The organism is Micromonospora andamanensis (assembly GCF_016863495.1).
GTDB lineage: Bacteria > Actinomycetota > Actinomycetes > Mycobacteriales > Micromonosporaceae > Micromonospora > Micromonospora andamanensis.
Window position 1 is genome coordinate 136114 of sequence record NZ_BOOZ01000007.1, and the last position, 17254, is coordinate 153367.

General features: G+C 70.5%; 17 protein-coding genes. 4 read left to right on the top strand and 13 right to left on the bottom strand.

The window, feature by feature from the left end; translation table 11 throughout:
- Window positions 1-141 precede the first annotated feature (141 nt).
- The 7 genes from Van01_RS08980 to clpB form a co-directional block, all read right to left on the bottom strand.
- The gene (locus tag Van01_RS08980) at window positions 142-960 is read right to left on the bottom strand and encodes an SDR family NAD(P)-dependent oxidoreductase (RefSeq protein WP_373306227.1); all 819 of its coding nucleotides are present in this window, start codon (window positions 958-960) and stop codon (window positions 142-144) included.
- Window positions 960-1649 (bottom strand): hypothetical protein, encoded by a 690-nt coding sequence (locus Van01_RS08985; protein ID WP_204003661.1) that lies wholly within the window; start codon window positions 1647-1649, stop codon window positions 960-962. The genes Van01_RS08980 and Van01_RS08985 overlap by 1 nt, the downstream gene beginning before the upstream one ends.
- Window positions 1650-1803: 154 nt before the next feature.
- Window positions 1804-2574, bottom strand: coding sequence for a hypothetical protein (locus tag Van01_RS08990; RefSeq protein ID WP_239098955.1), 771 nt, complete (start codon window positions 2572-2574; stop codon window positions 1804-1806).
- Window positions 2575-2705: 131 nt separating this feature from the next.
- On the bottom strand, window positions 2706-3308 hold the full coding sequence (locus Van01_RS08995) for a DUF4178 domain-containing protein (RefSeq protein WP_204003662.1): 603 nt from the start codon (window positions 3306-3308) through the stop codon (window positions 2706-2708).
- 73 nt (window positions 3309-3381) lie between these two features.
- Window positions 3382-4503: a hypothetical protein gene (locus Van01_RS09000; protein WP_204003664.1), complete on the bottom strand. Its 1122-nt coding sequence runs from the start codon at window positions 4501-4503 to the stop codon at window positions 3382-3384.
- 69 nt (window positions 4504-4572) lie between these two features.
- Window positions 4573-4953, bottom strand: a complete 381-nt coding sequence (locus Van01_RS09005; protein ID WP_204003666.1) for a hypothetical protein — start codon at window positions 4951-4953, stop codon at window positions 4573-4575.
- Window positions 4954-5021: 68 nt separating this feature from the next.
- Window positions 5022-7613 carry an ATP-dependent chaperone ClpB gene (clpB, locus tag Van01_RS09010; protein WP_204003669.1) on the bottom strand — a complete coding sequence of 864 codons (2592 nt, stop codon included), beginning with the start codon at window positions 7611-7613 and terminating at the stop codon, window positions 5022-5024.
- 186 nt (window positions 7614-7799) lie between these two features.
- Between clpB and Van01_RS09015 the strand changes: the two genes are divergently transcribed.
- A complete protein-coding gene (locus tag Van01_RS09015; RefSeq protein WP_204003683.1) occupies window positions 7800-8876 on the top strand; it encodes a Fic family protein in 1077 nt (358 codons plus the stop codon).
- Here the strand turns inward: Van01_RS09015 and Van01_RS09020 are convergent.
- On the bottom strand, window positions 8857-9990 hold the full coding sequence (locus Van01_RS09020; RefSeq protein ID WP_204003686.1) for a glycoside hydrolase family protein: 1134 nt from the start codon (window positions 9988-9990) through the stop codon (window positions 8857-8859). The two genes, Van01_RS09015 and Van01_RS09020, sit on opposite strands and share 20 nt — an antisense overlap.
- Before the next feature lie 31 nt (window positions 9991-10021).
- Between Van01_RS09020 and Van01_RS09025 the strand changes: the two genes are divergently transcribed.
- From Van01_RS09025 to Van01_RS09035, 3 genes are all read left to right on the top strand, one after another.
- Complete coding sequence (locus Van01_RS09025) at window positions 10022-10522, top strand: cation:proton antiporter regulatory subunit (protein ID WP_099848204.1); 501 nt, start codon at window positions 10022-10024, stop codon at window positions 10520-10522.
- Between the two features lie 7 nt (window positions 10523-10529).
- Window positions 10530-11741: a cation:proton antiporter gene (locus Van01_RS09030; RefSeq protein WP_204003689.1), complete on the top strand. Its 1212-nt coding sequence runs from the start codon at window positions 10530-10532 to the stop codon at window positions 11739-11741.
- A gap of 172 nt (window positions 11742-11913) precedes the next feature.
- A complete protein-coding gene (locus Van01_RS09035; protein WP_093403754.1) occupies window positions 11914-12342 on the top strand; it encodes a hypothetical protein in 429 nt (142 codons plus the stop codon).
- 55 nt (window positions 12343-12397) lie between these two features.
- Here Van01_RS09035 and Van01_RS09040 read toward each other — a convergent pair whose 3' ends face one another.
- The 5 genes from Van01_RS09040 to dnaK all read right to left on the bottom strand — a co-directional run bounded on the left by Van01_RS09040 (window position 12398) and on the right by dnaK (window position 17224).
- Window positions 12398-12634 (bottom strand): hypothetical protein, encoded by a 237-nt coding sequence (locus tag Van01_RS09040; protein ID WP_204003692.1) that lies wholly within the window; start codon window positions 12632-12634, stop codon window positions 12398-12400.
- A gap of 178 nt (window positions 12635-12812) precedes the next feature.
- The gene (locus tag Van01_RS09045) at window positions 12813-13250 is read right to left on the bottom strand and encodes a heat shock protein transcriptional repressor HspR (protein WP_099848212.1); all 438 of its coding nucleotides are present in this window, start codon (window positions 13248-13250) and stop codon (window positions 12813-12815) included.
- Between the two features lie 27 nt (window positions 13251-13277).
- Window positions 13278-14453 (bottom strand): molecular chaperone DnaJ, encoded by a 1176-nt coding sequence (gene dnaJ, locus Van01_RS09050; protein ID WP_204003695.1) that lies wholly within the window; start codon window positions 14451-14453, stop codon window positions 13278-13280.
- A gap of 85 nt (window positions 14454-14538) precedes the next feature.
- The gene (grpE, locus tag Van01_RS09055) at window positions 14539-15300 is read right to left on the bottom strand and encodes a nucleotide exchange factor GrpE (protein WP_099848216.1); all 762 of its coding nucleotides are present in this window, start codon (window positions 15298-15300) and stop codon (window positions 14539-14541) included.
- A gap of 46 nt (window positions 15301-15346) precedes the next feature.
- Complete coding sequence (dnaK, locus tag Van01_RS09060) at window positions 15347-17224, bottom strand: molecular chaperone DnaK (RefSeq protein WP_204003708.1); 1878 nt, start codon at window positions 17222-17224, stop codon at window positions 15347-15349.
- Window positions 17225-17254: the final 30 nt, after the last annotated feature.

Here is a 17254-nt window from a genome sequence, read left to right on the forward strand (position 1 = left end):
GTGTGCCACGTGTGCGGGCCACCCCGGTCAACCCTTCCGAGGGACCGATGAGTGGCAATGTCCGGTTACGCTACGTCGATCATGCTGACGGATCGAGTGATGTCACGATCACCGGTGCACGGTGGACCGCCCCGCCGCCGGTCAACGACGATCACGGCCGATGCGCCCGCGGGTGTCCCGGGAGACCACCTCGAGCAGCCGGCGCGGCGCGTGCCGTAATCCCGCCACAGCCAGCTTGTACTTCCAGGAGGGAACGCTCACCGACCTGCCTTTGTGCAGGTCACGCAGGGCCTCGTCGACGACATTCGACGCGTCCAGCCACATCCACTCGGGGGTTTTCGACATGTCGATGCCGGCTCGCTTGTGGAATTCGGTGCGGGTGTAACCGGGGCAGAGCGCCATCACGCGTACACCGAAAGGGCGGGCCGACTGTCCGACGGACTCGCTGAAGTTGGTGACCCACGCCTTGCTCGCCGAGTACGTCGATCCCGGCATCACCGCGCCGAAACCCGCTACGGAAGAGACATTAATCACTGCCCCACTGCGCCGCTCGGTCATCGTGGCCAGCGCGGCGAGGGTCAGCCGCAGCACCGCGTGCACGTTCAGTCGCAGCAGTCGGGTCTCCTCCTGGACCGACGACCGGAGGAACGGCTTGTTCAGGCTGATGCCTGCGTTGTTGACCAGAAGTTCGACGGGCGGCCCGTCGGCCAGCCGTCGTTCCACAGCGGCACAACCGTCGTCGGTGGACAGATCTGCGGTGATGGTCTCGGTTTCCACACCGTGTCGGCCGGTCAACTCGGCGGCCTGACCGGCCAGCCGGGTCGCGTCCCGGGCGACAAGCACCAGATGCCATCCGTCGGCGGCAAGCCGGGTCGCGAACGCGGCCCCGATACCGGCCGTCGCCCCGGTGATCAGTGCCCATCGGTCGCTCGTCGTCCGGTCGGGCGTCACGCGCTTCATCACCTCGGCGGGTACGGGGGCGACGTCGGCGCCCCGGGCGGCGGGTAGGGCTGGTACGGCGGTGTCGCCTGCGGGTTCCCGAACGGTGGGGTGGGTGGCTGGTACGGGGAGGCCTGTGGCCGGGGTGCCGGCCGACGCCGGAACCAGGCGTTGGCCGCGGGCAGGGCCAGCAGCACGGCTACCACAAGGTAACCGAGCACCTGGGCGATCGAAAGAGCGGCGGTGAGCGGAATCCACCAGGACGGATGGGCATCCGGGACCAGCGCGAGCAACTCGGCGGTCTCCCGGTCGTCGCCGAATTCCAGGGGCGTCGCCAGCTGCAGGACAAGGGTGGCGACACCACCACACCCGCAGCACACGCCCAGCCCGGCCACCACCCAGGTCGCCACCCTGGCGAAAGGCTGGCCGGCGGCCAGGCCCAGCGCCAGGCCGACGAGGAGCAGCCCGGCGACAATGCTCAGCACCGCCGACACCACGACTGAGGCGCGCAGCAGCGCCACCACCGCGTCGACCTGACCGGGGTCGGCCCCGGCGCCGGCCGCCGTGCGGAACCGGTCCACCGTGCCGCCGACGGACGCGAGGCCGGCCAGCGCGTACGCGAGCGCACCGAGCGCCATCACCGCGAGCGTCACCACGGCCAGCACGACCACGGCCGGCCGACGAGCCGGTGCCTGTTCGGGGTACGACACGACGAGTCCCTCCGGTAGGCGTTCGGAAGCAACCTACTCGGAGGGACCGTCGCGGTCGTGCCTTACGCGTGTGTCGACGTCCTGAGGCGAGCCGAGGCGGAGCTCGGGCGACGGCCGGTCAGGGACATCGACACCCGGACCACCTGACCGAAGGTCAGCCGGGGCGGTCCGTCGGCGGCTGCGTACCGGGCTGGTCCGGGCCGTCGGCGGGCTGGCCGCCCTGGTCGCCGGCCGGAGGCTGGCTGCCGGTGGCCGGGTAGCCGGGCTCGGCCGGTGAGGTGCCCGGGTAGCCCGGGGCCGGCGGGTAGCCGGGCTGGCTCGGGTAGGCACCGCCGGGCGTCGGCGGCTCCCACTGCTGCGTCGGCTTGCGGAAGAACTCGTTGGCCTTCGGTAGGGCCAGCAGGATCAGGGCCGCCAGCAGCGAGATGAGGCTGATCACCCCGAGCAGGATGCTGACCGGCGTGGTCCAGCTCGGCAGCGCCTCCTCCAGCCGACGCTGGATCTCCTCGCCACTGGGCATGTCACCGCTGCTGTCGCCGGGCGCGCTGAAGTTGCCGGCGAACCCGCTGAGCAGACTGAAACCGGTGCAGCAGAAGAGGATGCCACCGACGATCCAGGTGGCGATCCGGGAGCCGTTCTTGCCGCGCAGGTTCATCAGCCCGAGGCCGAACAGCGCGAACGCCACCACCAGCAGGAAGATGGCCGTACCGACGCCGATCACGACAGTGATGTCGGCGACGTTCTGCGCCCCCTCGACTGTGGAATCCCGGTAGGCCTCCTCCATCACCTCGCGGACGGTGCCGATGGTGGCCAACGAGATGATCACGCTGATCAGCTGACAGATCGCGAACAGCAACAGCAGGTAGGTGGATATCGTCACCACGCCCGGTCGCGACCGGGTCGAGGTGTTCTGAGGATCGGCCATTTCTCTCCCTTCCTGGAACGCGCTTCACCGTATCGGCAACGGGCCATTCCGGCACGACGCGACGCCGAGCGGTGGGCACGTCACCGGCCGCCCAGCCGGCCGGCATCGATCGGACGGGCCGGTGTCCCCGCTCAGGACCCGCTCTGCGGGTGGACTGTCACCTCGTCACTGTCCAGCCGCTCGCCACGGGCCATCTCCCAGCCCGCCTCGCCGTACGCCTCGAAGGTGAGCCGCGCGCCGCCCGGGGCGCGGTAGTCGTGGTAGCGCATGGTGCCGCTCGGTGTCAGCTCGGTGGCTCCGGACGCGGTGTACCGGGCCTGACCGGATTCGTGCCAGCTGTAGCGTCGGCCGCCGGACTCCACCACCGGCGCGCCCGGCGTGACCGAGGCGTCGCGTGGTGCCGACTCCCACATCACCAGCTCGAATGCGGGACTCTCCGCCACCGAGAGTCGGCGTCGACCGCCGTGCTCGTCGAGGTCGTCGAGGAGGTGCTCGGCCCACCGCCACTCGCCTTCGACCAGCCGGATGGAGCCCCGGACGGAGTACGTGTCGTCCCCGATCTCGACGAGGTCGCCGACCTCGATGCGGCGCGGGTCGCGGCGCTGCTCACCGCCGTACCGCTGCTGCCGACCTGTCGGCGCTCCTGGCCGGTTGCGCCACCGGCGCAGCGCGTACCCGGCGACGACCACCCCGACCAGGCAGCCGACCGCCAGGTACGCCGATGTCCCGTCCACCCGGTCACCTCCCGAGACAGTTAAGCGGGGACGCCGACCATGATCCGGGCATGTGGTGCCTCCCGCCAACCGGCTACCTGTCGACCTGGTCCGGCCCGCCGGGGGCGGCAGCGCCCGGTTCGCCGCCACCGAAGGCGGCGGTGTCGCCGCCCGAAGCGGTAGGGCCGTCCGTCCCGGACGGGGCAGCCGGTGCCTGCGGTGTCTCCGGGACGGTCGGCGAGGCCGCCTGGTACGGCAGATACCCGGCCGGATCCGGGCCGCCCACGGCACCGGGAACGGGATACCCGGGCACCGCATACCCCGCACCGGGCACGCCATACCCGGGCGGCACCGGATAGCCGGCCGGCGGCGGATAACCAGGCGGAAACCCGGGCTGCGGTGGGTACCCCGGCGGCACCGGGTAGCCGGGAGTCATCGGATAGCCGAGCGGCGCGGGGTAGGCGGGATAGCCCATCGGCACGGGATAGCCGACCAGGTGGGCGTTCGGGATGTCGCCCCCGGCCGGCGGCCAGCCCGCCGGCGGCTCGGCACGAGGCACGAACCACCTGTGCGCCGGCGGCAACGCCAGCAGCAGCACCACCGCCGCCGTGAGCAGGAACACCAGCAGCACGCCGAGGCCCGCCAGCGGGAAGAGCAGGTCGAACGGGCTCGGCTGGCCGTAGAGCGCCTCGGCGAAGTCCGACTCCTGCCAGAAGTCGTCGCCCGGTGGCGGCACGTCCTCCGGGTAGGTCTCGTCGACGTACGGTTCGTCGACATACGGTGCGTCGGACACCGCGACCGCCAGACCGAACGGGATCATGAACGCGCCGATGCATCCCTGGACGGCGCAGAGCAGCAGTTGCAGGCCACCGGCCACGAAGACCATCGTCCGGGCGGTGTTGCTGCCCGCGCGTACCCGGGGCGCGGTCAGGCCCAGCCAGAGCGCCAGCAGCAGGGCGGGCACCCCGAGCACCGCCGTCATCGTGAGGCTGCTCCAGCGTTCCGCGCGTACCTCGCCCGGGTCCGCGTCGGGCACCCGCCGCACGGCGCGGTCGATCGCGGCATCCCACTGAACCGCCTCGATCACCAGCAGGGCGATCAGGCCGAGCAGGATCAGCACGGTGGCGAGTTGCAACCAGAAGGCCACGGTGACGGTGCCGGGGCGGGGCGGACGGGGCGGGGGCACGGCTGCCGGTGCTTCGGCGGTCGCGGTCATACCGCGGACGGTACGGGCCGACCGCAAGCCCCGGCAGCACCGTTCAGGTGGACCCGAACGGCGTACGGATCATGCGTCGCCGAGCCGCTCGGCGGCGTACTCCCCGACGGTGGTGCTGCCCATCACGCAGCCCGTCATGGTGTTCAGTTCGGCCTCATCCCCGCGCAGCGTCGTCCAGGCCGCCCGCCCGACCGCCGGATCGAGCCGCTCCAGCAGGGTCGCGGCGTACACCCGACCTGCGGGGGCACCACTGCTGAGCAACCGGTCGAGCAGGTCGCGTACCTCCTCGGGGTGGTCGGCCACGGCCGCCGCGACGCGTTGGTACGCCTCGGTCTCGGGCAGCAGCGTGCCCGCGATCCCGACCCCGCCGAACGCCAGCGTGTTGGCCCGGCCGAGGTCCGCGACGGCCCTCGCCAGCTCCGACTCCTTCTTGCGCCGTATCCCGAACATGTCTCCATCCTCGCCCCGGGCGTCCGCCGCCGCCCGTCGGAGGCGGCGGACGCCCGGGCCGGCGCGGCTCAGCCGGAGGTGACCGACAGGCCGTCCTTGCTCTCCCGGAGGTCGACCCGGACCGTGTCGCCGTCGCGGACCTCACCGGCGAGCAGGGCCCGCGCCAACTGGTCGCCGATCGCCGACTGGACCAGGCGACGCAGCGGGCGGGCACCGTAGATCGGGTCGTACCCGTGCTCGGCGAGCCAGCCGCGGGCGTCCTCGGTGACGGCGAGCGTCAACCGGCGGTCCGCGAGACGCCGGCCCAGCCGCGCCAACTGGATGTCCACGATGGCCCGCAGGTCGTCACCGTGCAGGGCGGCGAAGACCACGATGTCGTCGAGCCGGTTGAGGAACTCCGGCTTGAAGTGCGACCGGACCACCGCCAGGACACCCTCGCGGCGCTGCTCTTCGGCGAGGGTCAGATCACTGATCACCGCCGAGCCGAGGTTCGAGGTGAGGATCAAGATGGCGTTGCGGAAGTCGACGGTACGCCCCTGGCCGTCGGTGAGCCGACCGTCGTCGAGCACCTGGAGGAGGATGTCGAAGACGTCCGGGTGAGCCTTCTCCACCTCGTCCAGCAGGATCACCGAGTACGGCCGGCGCCGCACCGCCTCGGTGAGCTGGCCACCCTCCTCGTAACCGACGTAGCCGGGTGGGGCACCGACCAGGCGGGCCACCGAGTGCTTCTCGCCGTACTCGCTCATGTCGATGCGGACCATCGCCCGCTCGTCGTCGAAGAGGAACTCGGCAAGCGCCTTGGCCAGCTCGGTCTTGCCGACACCAGTCGGCCCGAGGAAGAGAAAGCTGCCGGTCGGGCGGTCCGGGTCGGCGACTCCGGCACGCGCCCGGCGTACCGCGTCGGAGACCGCGGCGACCGCCTCGGTCTGGCCGACCACCCGCCCGCGCAGCGACTCCTCCATCCGCAGCAGCTTGGCGGTCTCACCCTCCAGCAGCCGGCCGGCGGGAATGCCGGTCCAGGAGGCGACCACCGCGGCGATGTCGTCCGCGCCGACCTCCTCCTTGAGCATCGCGCCGGCGGACTGGAGCCGGGCCAGTTCCTCCTCGGCGGTGGCCAGTTCGGCCTTCAGCGCGGGGATCCGGCCGTACCGCAGCTCGGCGGCGCGTTCCAGCTCGCCGTCGCGCTCGGCCCGCTCGGCCTCGCCACCGAGCCGCTCCAGTTCCTCCTTGGCGGTGGAGAGCTTGGTGATGTGGCTCTTCTCCAACTGCCAACGCTCGGAGAGGGCGGTGAGCTGCTCACGCTTGTCGGCCAGTTCCTTGCGTAGCCGTTCCAGGCGTTCGGCGGACGCCGCGTCCGGCTCCTTGGCCAGCGCCATCTCCTCGATCTCCAGCCGGCGCACCGCCCGCTCGATCTCGTCCACCTCGACCGGCCGCGAGTCAATCTCCATGCGCAGCCGGGACGCGGACTCGTCGACCAGGTCGATCGCCTTGTCCGGCAGGAACCTGTCGGTGATGTACCTGTCGGAGAGGGTGGCGGCGGCGACCAGGGCGGCATCGGTGATGCGTACGCCGTGGTGCACCTCGTAGCGTTCCTTGAGCCCGCGCAGGATGCCTATGGTGTCCTCCACGGTGGGCTCACCGACGAGCACCGGCTGGAAGCGCCGCTCCAGTGCCGGGTCCTTCTCGATGTGCTCGCGGTACTCGTCGAGCGTGGTCGCACCGACCATGCGCAGCTCACCACGGGCCAGCATCGGCTTGAGCATGTTGCCGGCGTCCATCGAGCCCTCGCCCTTGCCGGCACCCACGACCGTGTGCAGCTCGTCGAGGAAGGTGATGACCTGCCCGTCCGAATTCTTGATCTCCTCCAGGACGGACTTCAACCGCTCCTCGAACTGGCCCCGGTACTGGGCACCCGCCACCATCGCGCCGAGGTCCAGCGAGACCAGCTTCTTGTCGCGCAGCGACTCCGGCACGTCACCGGTCACGATGCGCTGGGCCAGGCCCTCGACGATGGCGGTCTTGCCGACGCCCGGCTCGCCGATCAGCACCGGGTTGTTCTTGGTACGGCGGGACAACACCTGGATCACCCGGCGGATCTCGGAGTCCCGGCCGATGACCGGGTCGATCTTGCCGTCCCGCGCGCTCGCGGTCAGGTCCACGCCGTACTTGGTGAGCGCCTGGTAGGTCTGCTCCGGATCGGCGGTGGTCACCCGGCGGTCCCCGCCGCGCACCGTCGGGAAGGCCGCCACCAGGCTCTCCTCGGTGGCACCGGCGGCCTTGAGCGCGGCGGACACGGGTCCGCCGACCCGGGCCAGCCCGGCGAGCAGGTGCTCGGTGGAGGTGTACTCGTCGCCCAACGGGCGGGCGATCTGCTCGGCGGCACCGATGGCGTTGACGAACTCGCGGGCCAGGGTCGGCTCGGCGATGCTGGAGCCACGGGCAGCGGGCAGCGCGTCGACCGCCCGCTGGGTGGCCCGGCGCAGCTCGGCCGGGTCGGCCCCGACGGCGCGCAACAGGCCGGCAGCGGTGGAGCCCTCGGTGTCCAGTAGCGACAACAGCAGGTGCCAGGGCTCAACCGTGGCGTGGCCCCGCTGGTTCGCCAGGGCGACAGCGCCGGTGATGGTCTCGCGGCTCTTGGTGGTGAGGCGTTCGGTGTTCATGGGCTCCCCTGGATCGGTGTGTCCACTGGTACCGACAGAACCAGAGTTGAGCCTATTCCACTCAACCTCTGCCATGTGATCTACAGCACACTCACCGCAGTCGCGGCGAGTCGGAACTACCCAACCAAGTAGATAATCTATATATCGAGTTCGGTTCTTAGATAGTTTCTGGAGAGCGGGAACGCGATGCGGAGCTTCGCTGATCTGGACCACAGCATCGGTCACGTGCCGGGCACGATCGTGGCCGCCCTTCGTACCGTGGACGTGGGGCGCGGATCCGAGGCGCTGTATCGGGATCAACTGCCCGGTCTACTCAGCCATCTGGCCAACCGGGCACGGGTGACCAGCATCACGGCGTCGTCCGCGATCGAGGGCATCGTCGTCGCCGACCACGCCAGGGCGGATCGCATCCTGGCCGGACGGGTCACCAACCTCAGGAACCGCAGCGAACAGGAACTCGCTGGCTATCGCGACGCGCAGGACTACCTCTTCCAACAGCCGTGGCAGCCGCTGAACCCAGGACTCCTGCTCCATCTGCACAAGCTGCTGTTCATGCATACAGCGAGCCAGGGCGGTCGGTTCAAGAGCGAAGACAACCTGGTCGTGGATCGCGCGCCGAGCGGCGAGCTAACCGTCCGGTTCCGAACCGTACGCGCCTCGGAAACACAGTTCTTCGTGGCCGAACTGATCGACCGCTACCTCGCTGAGATGGCGACGGACCGCCATCATCCGGTCCTCCTGGTCGGGCTGTTCGCCCTCGACCTACTCGTGGTCCACCCGTTTGAGGACGGCAACGGCAGGGTGACTCGGGCCGTCACGAACGCTCTTTTAATGGAAGCGGGCTACTCGGTCTCGCGCTACATCAGCCTTGAGCAGCAGATCGCCGCGAGCGCGGACGACTACTACCAGGCCCTGCTGGACTCCACCCACGGTTGGCATGACGGGCGGGCCAACCCCTGGCCATGGCTCAGCTACTTCGTGGACATCCTGGCCACCGCGTACCGCACCTTCGCCGAACGTGCCGCCTACGACCGGGCGGACGGTTCCAAGCAGGAGCGGGTACGCGACTACGTGCTCAATCACGCGCCGGACACCTTCCGGATGGCGGACATCCGCACGGCACTTCCGGGCATCAGCGACCCCACAATCCGCGTCGTGCTGGACCGCCTGCGGCGGGCGGGCAGCATCGCCTCGGAGGGTCTGGGCAGGGCCGCGTCATGGCGACGCATGCCCACTGATCATTTCAGTCGCCCACCAGGTTGATCGCGACCCAGCTTCGCTCGGCGTACTGACCGGTGCCGAGCAGGACGCCCTGCGGCCCCACCGCGAACAGCGTGCCGTCGGGCAGCAGTCGGAGGGAGTGCTCGGCGGTGACCGGCCAGGGCAGGTCCAGGTACCGGCCGCCGACGACGGCACCCGCGCCGCGTGGACTGATCACCGCCGCCGTGCTGCCACCCAGCGGCACCACCCGCCCTGACTCCGGGTGGCCCTCGGCGTACACCCTGAACCAGTTGCTACTGCCGGTGCTGCGCCACAGTGCCGGGAAGCCCGTCCGGTCGGGCCGCTCGCCGATCAGCCACCACTCGTCGGGGCGCAGCAGCAATCGGAGCACGCCCACCTCGCCGTCGGCCGACAGCGGTTCCCCCGAACGCCAACTCCGCCCCTCGTCCCAGGACTCCGCGACGCGCGGCCTGCCGTCACCGGACAGCCCGGTCGCCACCAGCGGCGCGTGGAACTCGGTCCCGTCCGGTTTCCGGATCAGCGTGTCAGCGACGGCGACCGTGTGTATCGCGGACAGCGGCGGCTGGGTGGGCAGTGGGCGCAGCCGGCGACCGTCCCACCGACCCGCTTTGCCCGATTCCTCGATGACCTGGAACCGTCCCTGAGTCGCCTGCCAACTGGCCGGAGCCGCTTCACCTGGACTGTGCCGGAAGGTCTCGCCGCCGTTCGTCGACGTCCACCAGCCGTGCGGCTCGGCCCAGAGGGCGAGCACCTCGACGGTGGCGTACAACTGCTGGTTCTCCGCCACCGGTTTCGGGTGGCGCAGCGACTGCCAGGACCGGCCTCCGTCGCCTGTCGACCAGAGCAGGGCGGGGCAGTCAGACCCACCGGGTGGGCGGCCGTCACAGGCGGCGAAGAGGGCGTACCCGCGTTCGGCGTCGACGAATTCGACGTACGGCTGGTCGTACCGCTCGGCAACGGCGAGGCGGGTGGTCCGGGTCTCCGCGACGGTCCTCGGGACCGGCGGCGGGGAGGCGCTGTCCGACAGCGTCGGCTCGGGTGCCGGCGCGGTCCGACGCACGTCGCCTATCGAACAGCCGGCAAGAGCCACCACCAGCGCTAACAGGGACAGCGAGCGGAGCTGACGCATGGTCATCCGGCCTCCGTCGCGAGAGTAGCCTGAGCGCGTGCGAGTACGTGTCGAACAGACGGCCTTACCAGGGATCGGCGTACGTCATGACATGATGACGGAATCCGGCCGGCGGTTGGGGGTCGTCTCCCATCGCAGCGGTCGCCGCGACCTCGTCCTGTACGACGCAGACGACCCGGACGGCTGCTCGGCCGACATCCCCTTGACCGACGACGAGGCGGAGGCGCTCGCCGACATCCTCGGTGCGTCACTGATCCTCGGGCAGCTCTCCGGGCTGCGCGAGCAGGCCGCCGGGCTGCTCACCGAGCAGATCCCCGTTCCGGCCGCCTCCGCCTACGTCAACCGGCCGCTGGGCGACGCGAAGGTACGCACCCGGACGAGCGCCTCGATCGTGGCGATCCTGCGCGCCGGAGAGGTGATCGTTTCACCGGGGCCCAGCTTCCGACTCGAAGCCGGCGACGTGCTCGTCATCGTCGGCAACCGGCAGGGCCTGGACGGCGCCAGCGCGATCTTCGCAGCCGACGATCCCGCCGGCTGAGGCCCCGATGCACGACTTCAGCAACCTGCTGGTCCAGGTCGGCGCACTGCTGCTCCTGCTCGGGCTGCTCGGCCGGGTCGGTCGCCGGGTCGGACTCTCCCCGATCCCGCTGTACCTGCTCGCGGGACTCGCCTTCGGCCACGGCGGGATCCTGGAGCTGAACGCCGGCGAGGAGTTCTTCGCCATCGGCGCCGAGATCGGCGTGATCCTGCTGCTGCTCATGCTCGGGCTGGAATACTCCGCCGACGAACTCATCGGCAATCTGCGAGCGGCCGCACCTGCCGGTCTGCTCGACGCGGTGCTGAACGCGCTGCCCGGCGCCGCGTTCGCGCTGCTGCTCGGTTGGGGCTGGACGGCCGCAGTGGTGCTCGCCGGCATCACCTGGGTCTCCTCCTCCGGGGTGATCGCCAAGGTGCTGTCCGACCTGGGCCGGCTCGGCAACCGGGAGACCCCGGTGATCCTCTCCGTGCTGGTGGTCGAGGACCTGGCCATGGCCTTCTACCTGCCGGTGGTGACCGCGCTGCTCGCCGGCGTCGGGGTGGTGAAGGGTGGCGTGGCGCTCGGGGTGGCGGTGCTCACGGTGATCGTGGTGCTTGTCGTCGCGCTCCGCTTCGGCAACCTCGTCTCCCGGACGATGACAGCCGACAATCCCGAGGCGCTGCTGCTCGGCGTGCTTGGGCTCACCCTCCTGGTCGCCGGGTTGGCCGCGAAGTTGCAGGTGTCGGCGGCGGTGGGCGCGTTCCTGGTCGGCATCGCGCTCTCCGGGCCGGTCGCCCACCACGCCACCGAGTTGCTGACGCCCGTGCGTGACCTCTTCGCCGCCGTGTTCTTCGTCTTCTTCGGGCTCGCCACCGACCCGGGGCACATTCCGCCGGTGCTGCTGCCCGCGCTGCTGCTCGCGGCGGTCACCATGGCCACCAAGACGCTTACCGGCTATCTGGCCGCCCGACGGGCCGGCATCGCCGAACCGGGGCGCTGGCGTGCCGGCCTGGCGCTGGTGGCGCGGGGCGAGTTCTCCATAGTCATCGCCGGGATCGCGGTGGCCTCCGGCATCGTCGCGCCGAAGCTGGCGGCGCTCGCCGCGACGTACGTCCTGATCACGGTCGTCACCGGGCCCATGCTGGCCCGGCTGCCCGACCTCGCCTGGTTCAAGGGGTGGCTACGGACGCGGGCGGCGGCCCAGCGGGCCCGGATTGCCGCCGCTTCGAACCGGACGTGAGCCTCGGACCTGCCGATTCGACCGGCCGGAGGACCCTCGCCGACCAAGAGATGCCGAATTGCTTCCCGTAGGGTCTACCGGTACTCACCGGTACCGCGTTAACGTGTCGCCCCAGCAGCCAGGGTTCGCGGTGGGCGTACGGCCCCCGCGGGCGAGAGCGGAAGGTTGGCCGGTGAGCGTGCAGGAGTCAGCGTTCCACGGCTTCGCCAACCCCGTCGACCCGACCCCGGCGGAGTTGCGAGCGTGGGCTTATCACCCGGATTCGGTCCCGTTGACGTCGATGCCGCCCGACTGGGACCTGCTGGTCTCCGGTGACCGGCTGGTGACGACGCTGTTCGATCTCGCCATGGACACCCGTTGTCCGGCTCGTCGGTTCGCGCTGCACTGCCTCTACATCTACGCCGCCGACGGTATCCGGACGAACTTCCGGGCCCACCCGAAGCGTCGCTTTCGCAAGCTCGTCGACCAGGCCGAGCGCAACGGTGACGAGATGATGCGCACCTGGGCGCACAACAGTCGGGTACTGCTGACCCGGCCGGAGTTGTTCGTGTACCGGGAATGGTGCGAGGGCGGCCTGGTGCGGGAGAACCGCCGGCTCTGAGCAGCCGAACGGGCCGGGACCCCCCGTGGCTCCCGGCCCGCACGTCGGCGGCTCGTCAGCGCGACCCGCCCCGCTCGCGACGGTGCTGGTCGCTGCGCACCTGGCCGGCACCACGACCGACCCGTGGGCTGTCCGTGGCGACCTGATCGCCCCGGCCGCTGAACCGACCGGCCTTGATCTGGTCCGAGAACCGCCCCTTGGTGAGCCGGTCGAACCGCTGCCGGACGTTCTCAGCCAGGTCGTCGAGGCGGTGCTCCGTCTCCTCGGCCACCTTTCTCGCCGATTCCGTCATGGCTCCCCCCGCCAGATCGGAGTCCGGATTGAGATGGTTTAGACCTGATTACTGAAGGCTAATCGAGACAACCCGTCCACCGCTCGGGTTTGCCGAAATGCGAGCGGACCAGACGCCGGAAGCAGGAAGGGGTGTGGCCCCAACTCTCGGGGCCACACCCACATGTCACCGCGGCGCGTCAGCGCCCGGGGCTACGCCGGGGCCGCCAGACCACCAGGGCGGTCGAGGTCTGGCTGGTCGGGACGAGATCACGGCCGGGAAAGCGGGCCAGCGACTCCAGCTCGGCCATCCGGCGGTACGCGGCGTCGAGTTCCGCCTCCAACTGGGCGACCCGCTGCTGCGCCTGCTCCAACAGTCGCTCCAGCCCGATGATCCGCTTGATCCCGGCGAGGTTCACGCCGTCGTCCTGGCTGAGCCGCTGCACCTCGCGCAGCAGCACCACATCCCGGACGCTGTACCGCCGCCCACCACCGGCCGCCCGACCGGCCTGCACCAGGCCGAGCCGGTCGTACTGGCGCAGCGTCTGCGGATGCATGCCCGCCATCCGCGCCGCAACCGAGATCATCAGCACCTTGGCCTCGTATGCCGGGTCATCCGAGCCGACGAACCCGTCCATCCCGCTCACCTCCGCACCGCAACACGATCAACCGAATCGACGCACCCGCGCGTCGAGATGTTCCCGGGCCGCCGGCGAGGTCTGCTCGGCGAACGTCTCCAGAGCTGCCCGTGCCTCGTCCGAGATCCTCGCCGGTACCACCACGTCGAGAGTGACCAGCAGATCACCGCTCTGTCCGTCCCGGCGGCTGACGCCCTTGCCCCGGGCCCGCAGGATGCGGCCGCTGGGCGTACCAGGCGGCACCCGCAGGGTCACCGCGCCGTCCAGGGTCGGTACCCGCAGATCGGTGCCGAGGACGGCTTCCGCGAACGTGATCGGAACAGTCAGGGTGAGGTCGTCGCCGGTGCGCCCGAAGACCTCGTCCGGCCGGACCTTCACGTGCACGAACAGATCACCCGCCGGACCGCCGCGCTCGCCCGGCTCGCCTCGGCCGGCCAGCCGGATCCGCTGGCCGTCGGCCACCCCGGCGGGGAAGCGGACGTTGAGCGTACGGGTCTTGGTGACTCCGCCGGTGCCCTGGCACTCCGGACACTTCTCGTCGACCACCGTGCCCACGCCCTGACAGTTGCGGCAGGGCTCGGAGAAGCTGAACGCCCCCTGGTTCCGGTTGGTGACCCCGGCGCCGTGGCAGACCGGGCAGGTGCGGGGCGCCGTCCCGGGCTTGGCGCCGTTGCCGTGACAGGTGTCGCAGACACCCGGTGCCCGCAGCGTCAGCGGCAGGGTCACGCCGCGTACCGCGTCGTCGAAGTCGAGCGCCACCTCTGTCTCGACATCGCGTCCCCGGGCCGGACCAGGCGCGCCGCCGGCCCCTCCGCCACCCGAGAAGATCGAGCTGAACAGGTCGGAGATGTTGCCACCGGCGAACCGGCCGCCACCTGACTGCGCACCGCCGAACAGGTCGGAGACGTCGAACGGGACGCCGCCCGGCTGGCCGGCCTGGCGGGCCCCGCGCCGGAACGCGCCGGAGCCGAACAGCGAGCGCATCTCGTCGTACTCGCGGCGCTTCGCGTCGTCGCCGAGCACCGCGTACGCCTCGGACACCGCCTTGAAGCGTTCCTCGGCCTTGGCGTCGCCGGGATTGTGGTCCGGGTGCGACTCGCGGGCCAGCTTGCGGTACGCCTTCTTGATCTCATCAGCCGGAGCGGTCTTCGCCACGCCCAGGACCGCGTAGTAGTCCTTCTCGATCCAGTCCTTCGAACTCACCCGTACACCTCCTCCCCACCTCCGGGCCCGGTCCGCCCCGCCCACCGGGTCTCGGCGAGCGGGGCGGCCAGGTCACCGTCACGCACTATTCCGGATCGGCCACCGCGACCATCGCGGGCCGCAGCAGTCGCTCACCGATCTGGTAGCCCCGACGCATCACCTGCACGCAGGTCGGCTCGGTCACGTCGGCCGAGGTCTGGTGGGCCACCGCCTCGTGCCGCGTCGGGTCGAACGGGTCGCCCTGCTCGCCGAACGGGGTCAGCCCGAACTTGCCCAACGCGGTGACGAGCTGCTCGGCCACCGAACCGAACGGGCCGACCAGGTCACCGTGCTCCCGGGCGCGGTCGAGATCGTCCAGGATCGGCAGCAGCGCGGCGAGCACGGAGCCGGTCGCCTGCTCGGTGACCAGGCCACGGTCGCGCTCGACCCGCTTGCGGTAGTTGGCGTACTCGGCGGACACCCGCTGCACGTCGCGGGTGCGCTCGTCCAGCTCGGCCCGGAGTGCCTCCAGCTCGGCACCCAGCCCGCCGGCAGCCGGCTCGGACGGCTCGCCGACCGGCTGGGCCGGCGCGTCCACGACCGGCGGACCTTCGGTGGACGCGTCGCTGAGCGCGCTCGCCTCGACCTCGATCGAGTCGACCACGACCTCGGCCTCCTCGACCAGGCCCTCCGCCGGCACGTCCGGACCGGCGTCCGCCGCCGTGCCGTCGGGCTCGCGGATCTGACTGATCTTGCGGTTGTTTCGGATGACGACCCGCGGCGCGTCGCCGGTGGCCGGCTCGGACGCCGAGCCACCCGGCACCGACCCGGTGTCACCCGGGTCGGCGGCTCGTGGCTTCTCCGTCATACGACTACCTCATCCCTCTGCCGGTGAGCTCGGGTGGCCAGGACCGTCACTTCTTGTCCTCGTCCACGATCTCCGCGTCGACCACGTCATCCGCGCCGGGCCGCGCGCCGCCGGTCTGCCCGCCGCCGGTCGCGCCGGCACCACCTGCCGTACCGGCACCAGCCTCGCCGCCCTCCTGGGGCTGCTCGGCCTGCTGGGCGTAGAGCAGCGAGCCCGCCTCTTGGGAGACCTGCGCGAGCCGCTCGTGCGCCGACTTGATCTTCTCGATGTCGCTGCCACCGAGAGCGCCGCGCAGCTCACCGAGGGCCTCGTTGAGCTTCTCGCGGTTCTCCGCGGGGAGCTTCTCACCGTTCTCGGCGAGGAACTTCTCGGTCTGCCACTGCAGGGCCTCGGCCACGTTGCGGGTCTCGGCCTCCTCGCGGCGGCGCTTGTCCTCCTCCGCGTGCTCCTCGGCGTCCCGGCGCATCCGCTCGATGTCGTCCTTCGGCAGCGAGGAGCCGCCGGTGATGGTCATCTTCTGTTCCTTGCCGGTGCCCAGGTCCTTGGCGTGGACGTTGACGATGCCGTTCGCGTCGATGTCGAAGGTGACCTCGATCTGCGGCACGCCGCGCGGGGCCGGCGGGAGGCCGGTCAGCTCGAAGGTGCCGAGCTTCTTGTTGTACGCGGCGATCTCACGCTCACCCTGGAAGACCTGGATCAGCACCGACGGCTGGTTGTCGTCGGCGGTGGTGAACACCTCGGAGCGCTTGGTCGGGATCGTGGTGTTGCGCTCGATGAGCTTGGTGAAGATGCCGCCCTTGGTCTCGATGCCCAGGCTCAGCGGCGTCACGTCGAGCAGCAGAACGTCCTTGACCTCGCCCTTGAGCACACCGGCCTGAAGGGCGGCGCCCACGGCGACGACCTCGTCCGGGTTGACGCCCTTGTTGGGCTCGCGACCGGTGAGCTGCTTGACCAGGTCGGTCACCGCCGGCATCCGGGTCGAGCCACCGACCAGGATCACGTGCTCGACGTCGGAGACCTTGATCCCGGCGTCCTTCACGGCCTGCTCGAACGGGCCCTTGCAGCGGTCCAGCAGATCCTGGGTCATCCGCTGGAACTCGGCCCGGCTGAGCGTCACGTCCAGGTGCAGCGGACCGGCGGCACCGGCGGTGATGTACGGCAGGTTGATGTTGCTGGTGGTGGCGGCGGACAGCTCGATCTTGGCCTTCTCGGCGGCCTCCTTGAGGCGCTGCATCGCCATCTTGTCCTGCGACAGATCGATGCCGTGCTCGCCCCGGAAGGTCTTCACCAGGTGGTCGATGATCCGCTGGTCCCAGTCGTCGCCGCCGAGCAGGTTGTCACCGCTCGTCGACTTGACCTCGATGACGCCCTCGGCCAGCTCCAGCAGCGACACGTCGAAGGTGCCGCCGCCAAGGTCGAAGACCAGGACGGTCTGCTCCTTGGAGCCCTTGTCGAGCCCGTACGCCAGCGCGGCCGCGGTCGGCTCGTTCACGATCCGCAGCACGTTGAAGCCGGCGATCTCACCGGCCTCCTTGGTGGCCTGACGCTGGCCGTCGTTGAAGTAGGCCGGGACGGTGATCACCGCGTCGGTGATCTGCTCGCCCAGGTACGCCTCGGCGTCCCGCTTGAGCTTCATCAACGTCCGGGCCGAGATCTCCTGCGGGGTGTACTTCTTGCCGTCGATGTCGACGGACCAGTTGGTGCCGATCTCCCGCTTGACCGAACGGATCGTCCGGTCCGGGTTCGTCACCGCCTGGCGCTTGGCGACCTCACCGACGAGCACCTCGCCGTTACGGGCGAACGCGACGATCGACGGGGTCGTCCGCGAGCCCTCAGCGTTGGCGATGACGGTGGGCTCACCGCCCTCCAGAACGCTGACGCAGGAGTTCGTCGTGCCGAGGTCGATACCGACCGCACGTGCCATCTTCGCTTCCTCGCTTCGTTACGTTGAGCA

Bases quoted from the DNA above. Each gene is read 5' to 3' on its own strand.
- Van01_RS08980 (WP_373306227.1), bottom strand. From the start codon at position 960: ATGAAGCGCGTGACGCCCGACCGGACGACGAGCGACCGATGGGCACTG.
- Van01_RS08990 (WP_239098955.1), bottom strand. From the start codon at position 2,574: ATGGCCGATCCTCAGAACACCTCGACCCGGTCGCGACCGGGCGTGGTG.
- Van01_RS09000 (WP_204003664.1), bottom strand. From the start codon at position 4,503: ATGACCGCGACCGCCGAAGCACCGGCAGCCGTGCCCCCGCCCCGTCCG.
- Van01_RS09005 (WP_204003666.1), bottom strand. From the start codon at position 4,953: ATGTTCGGGATACGGCGCAAGAAGGAGTCGGAGCTGGCGAGGGCCGTC.
- clpB (WP_204003669.1), bottom strand. From the start codon at position 7,613: ATGAACACCGAACGCCTCACCACCAAGAGCCGCGAGACCATCACCGGC.
- Van01_RS09015 (WP_204003683.1), top strand. From the start codon at position 7,800: ATGCGGAGCTTCGCTGATCTGGACCACAGCATCGGTCACGTGCCGGGC.
- Van01_RS09020 (WP_204003686.1), bottom strand. From the start codon at position 9,990: ATGACCATGCGTCAGCTCCGCTCGCTGTCCCTGTTAGCGCTGGTGGTG.
- Van01_RS09030 (WP_204003689.1), top strand. From the start codon at position 10,530: ATGCACGACTTCAGCAACCTGCTGGTCCAGGTCGGCGCACTGCTGCTC.
- Van01_RS09040 (WP_204003692.1), bottom strand. From the start codon at position 12,634: ATGACGGAATCGGCGAGAAAGGTGGCCGAGGAGACGGAGCACCGCCTC.
- Van01_RS09045 (WP_099848212.1), bottom strand. From the start codon at position 13,250: ATGGACGGGTTCGTCGGCTCGGATGACCCGGCATACGAGGCCAAGGTG.
- grpE (WP_099848216.1), bottom strand. From the start codon at position 15,300: ATGACGGAGAAGCCACGAGCCGCCGACCCGGGTGACACCGGGTCGGTG.
- dnaK (WP_204003708.1), bottom strand. From the start codon at position 17,224: ATGGCACGTGCGGTCGGTATCGACCTCGGCACGACGAACTCCTGCGTC.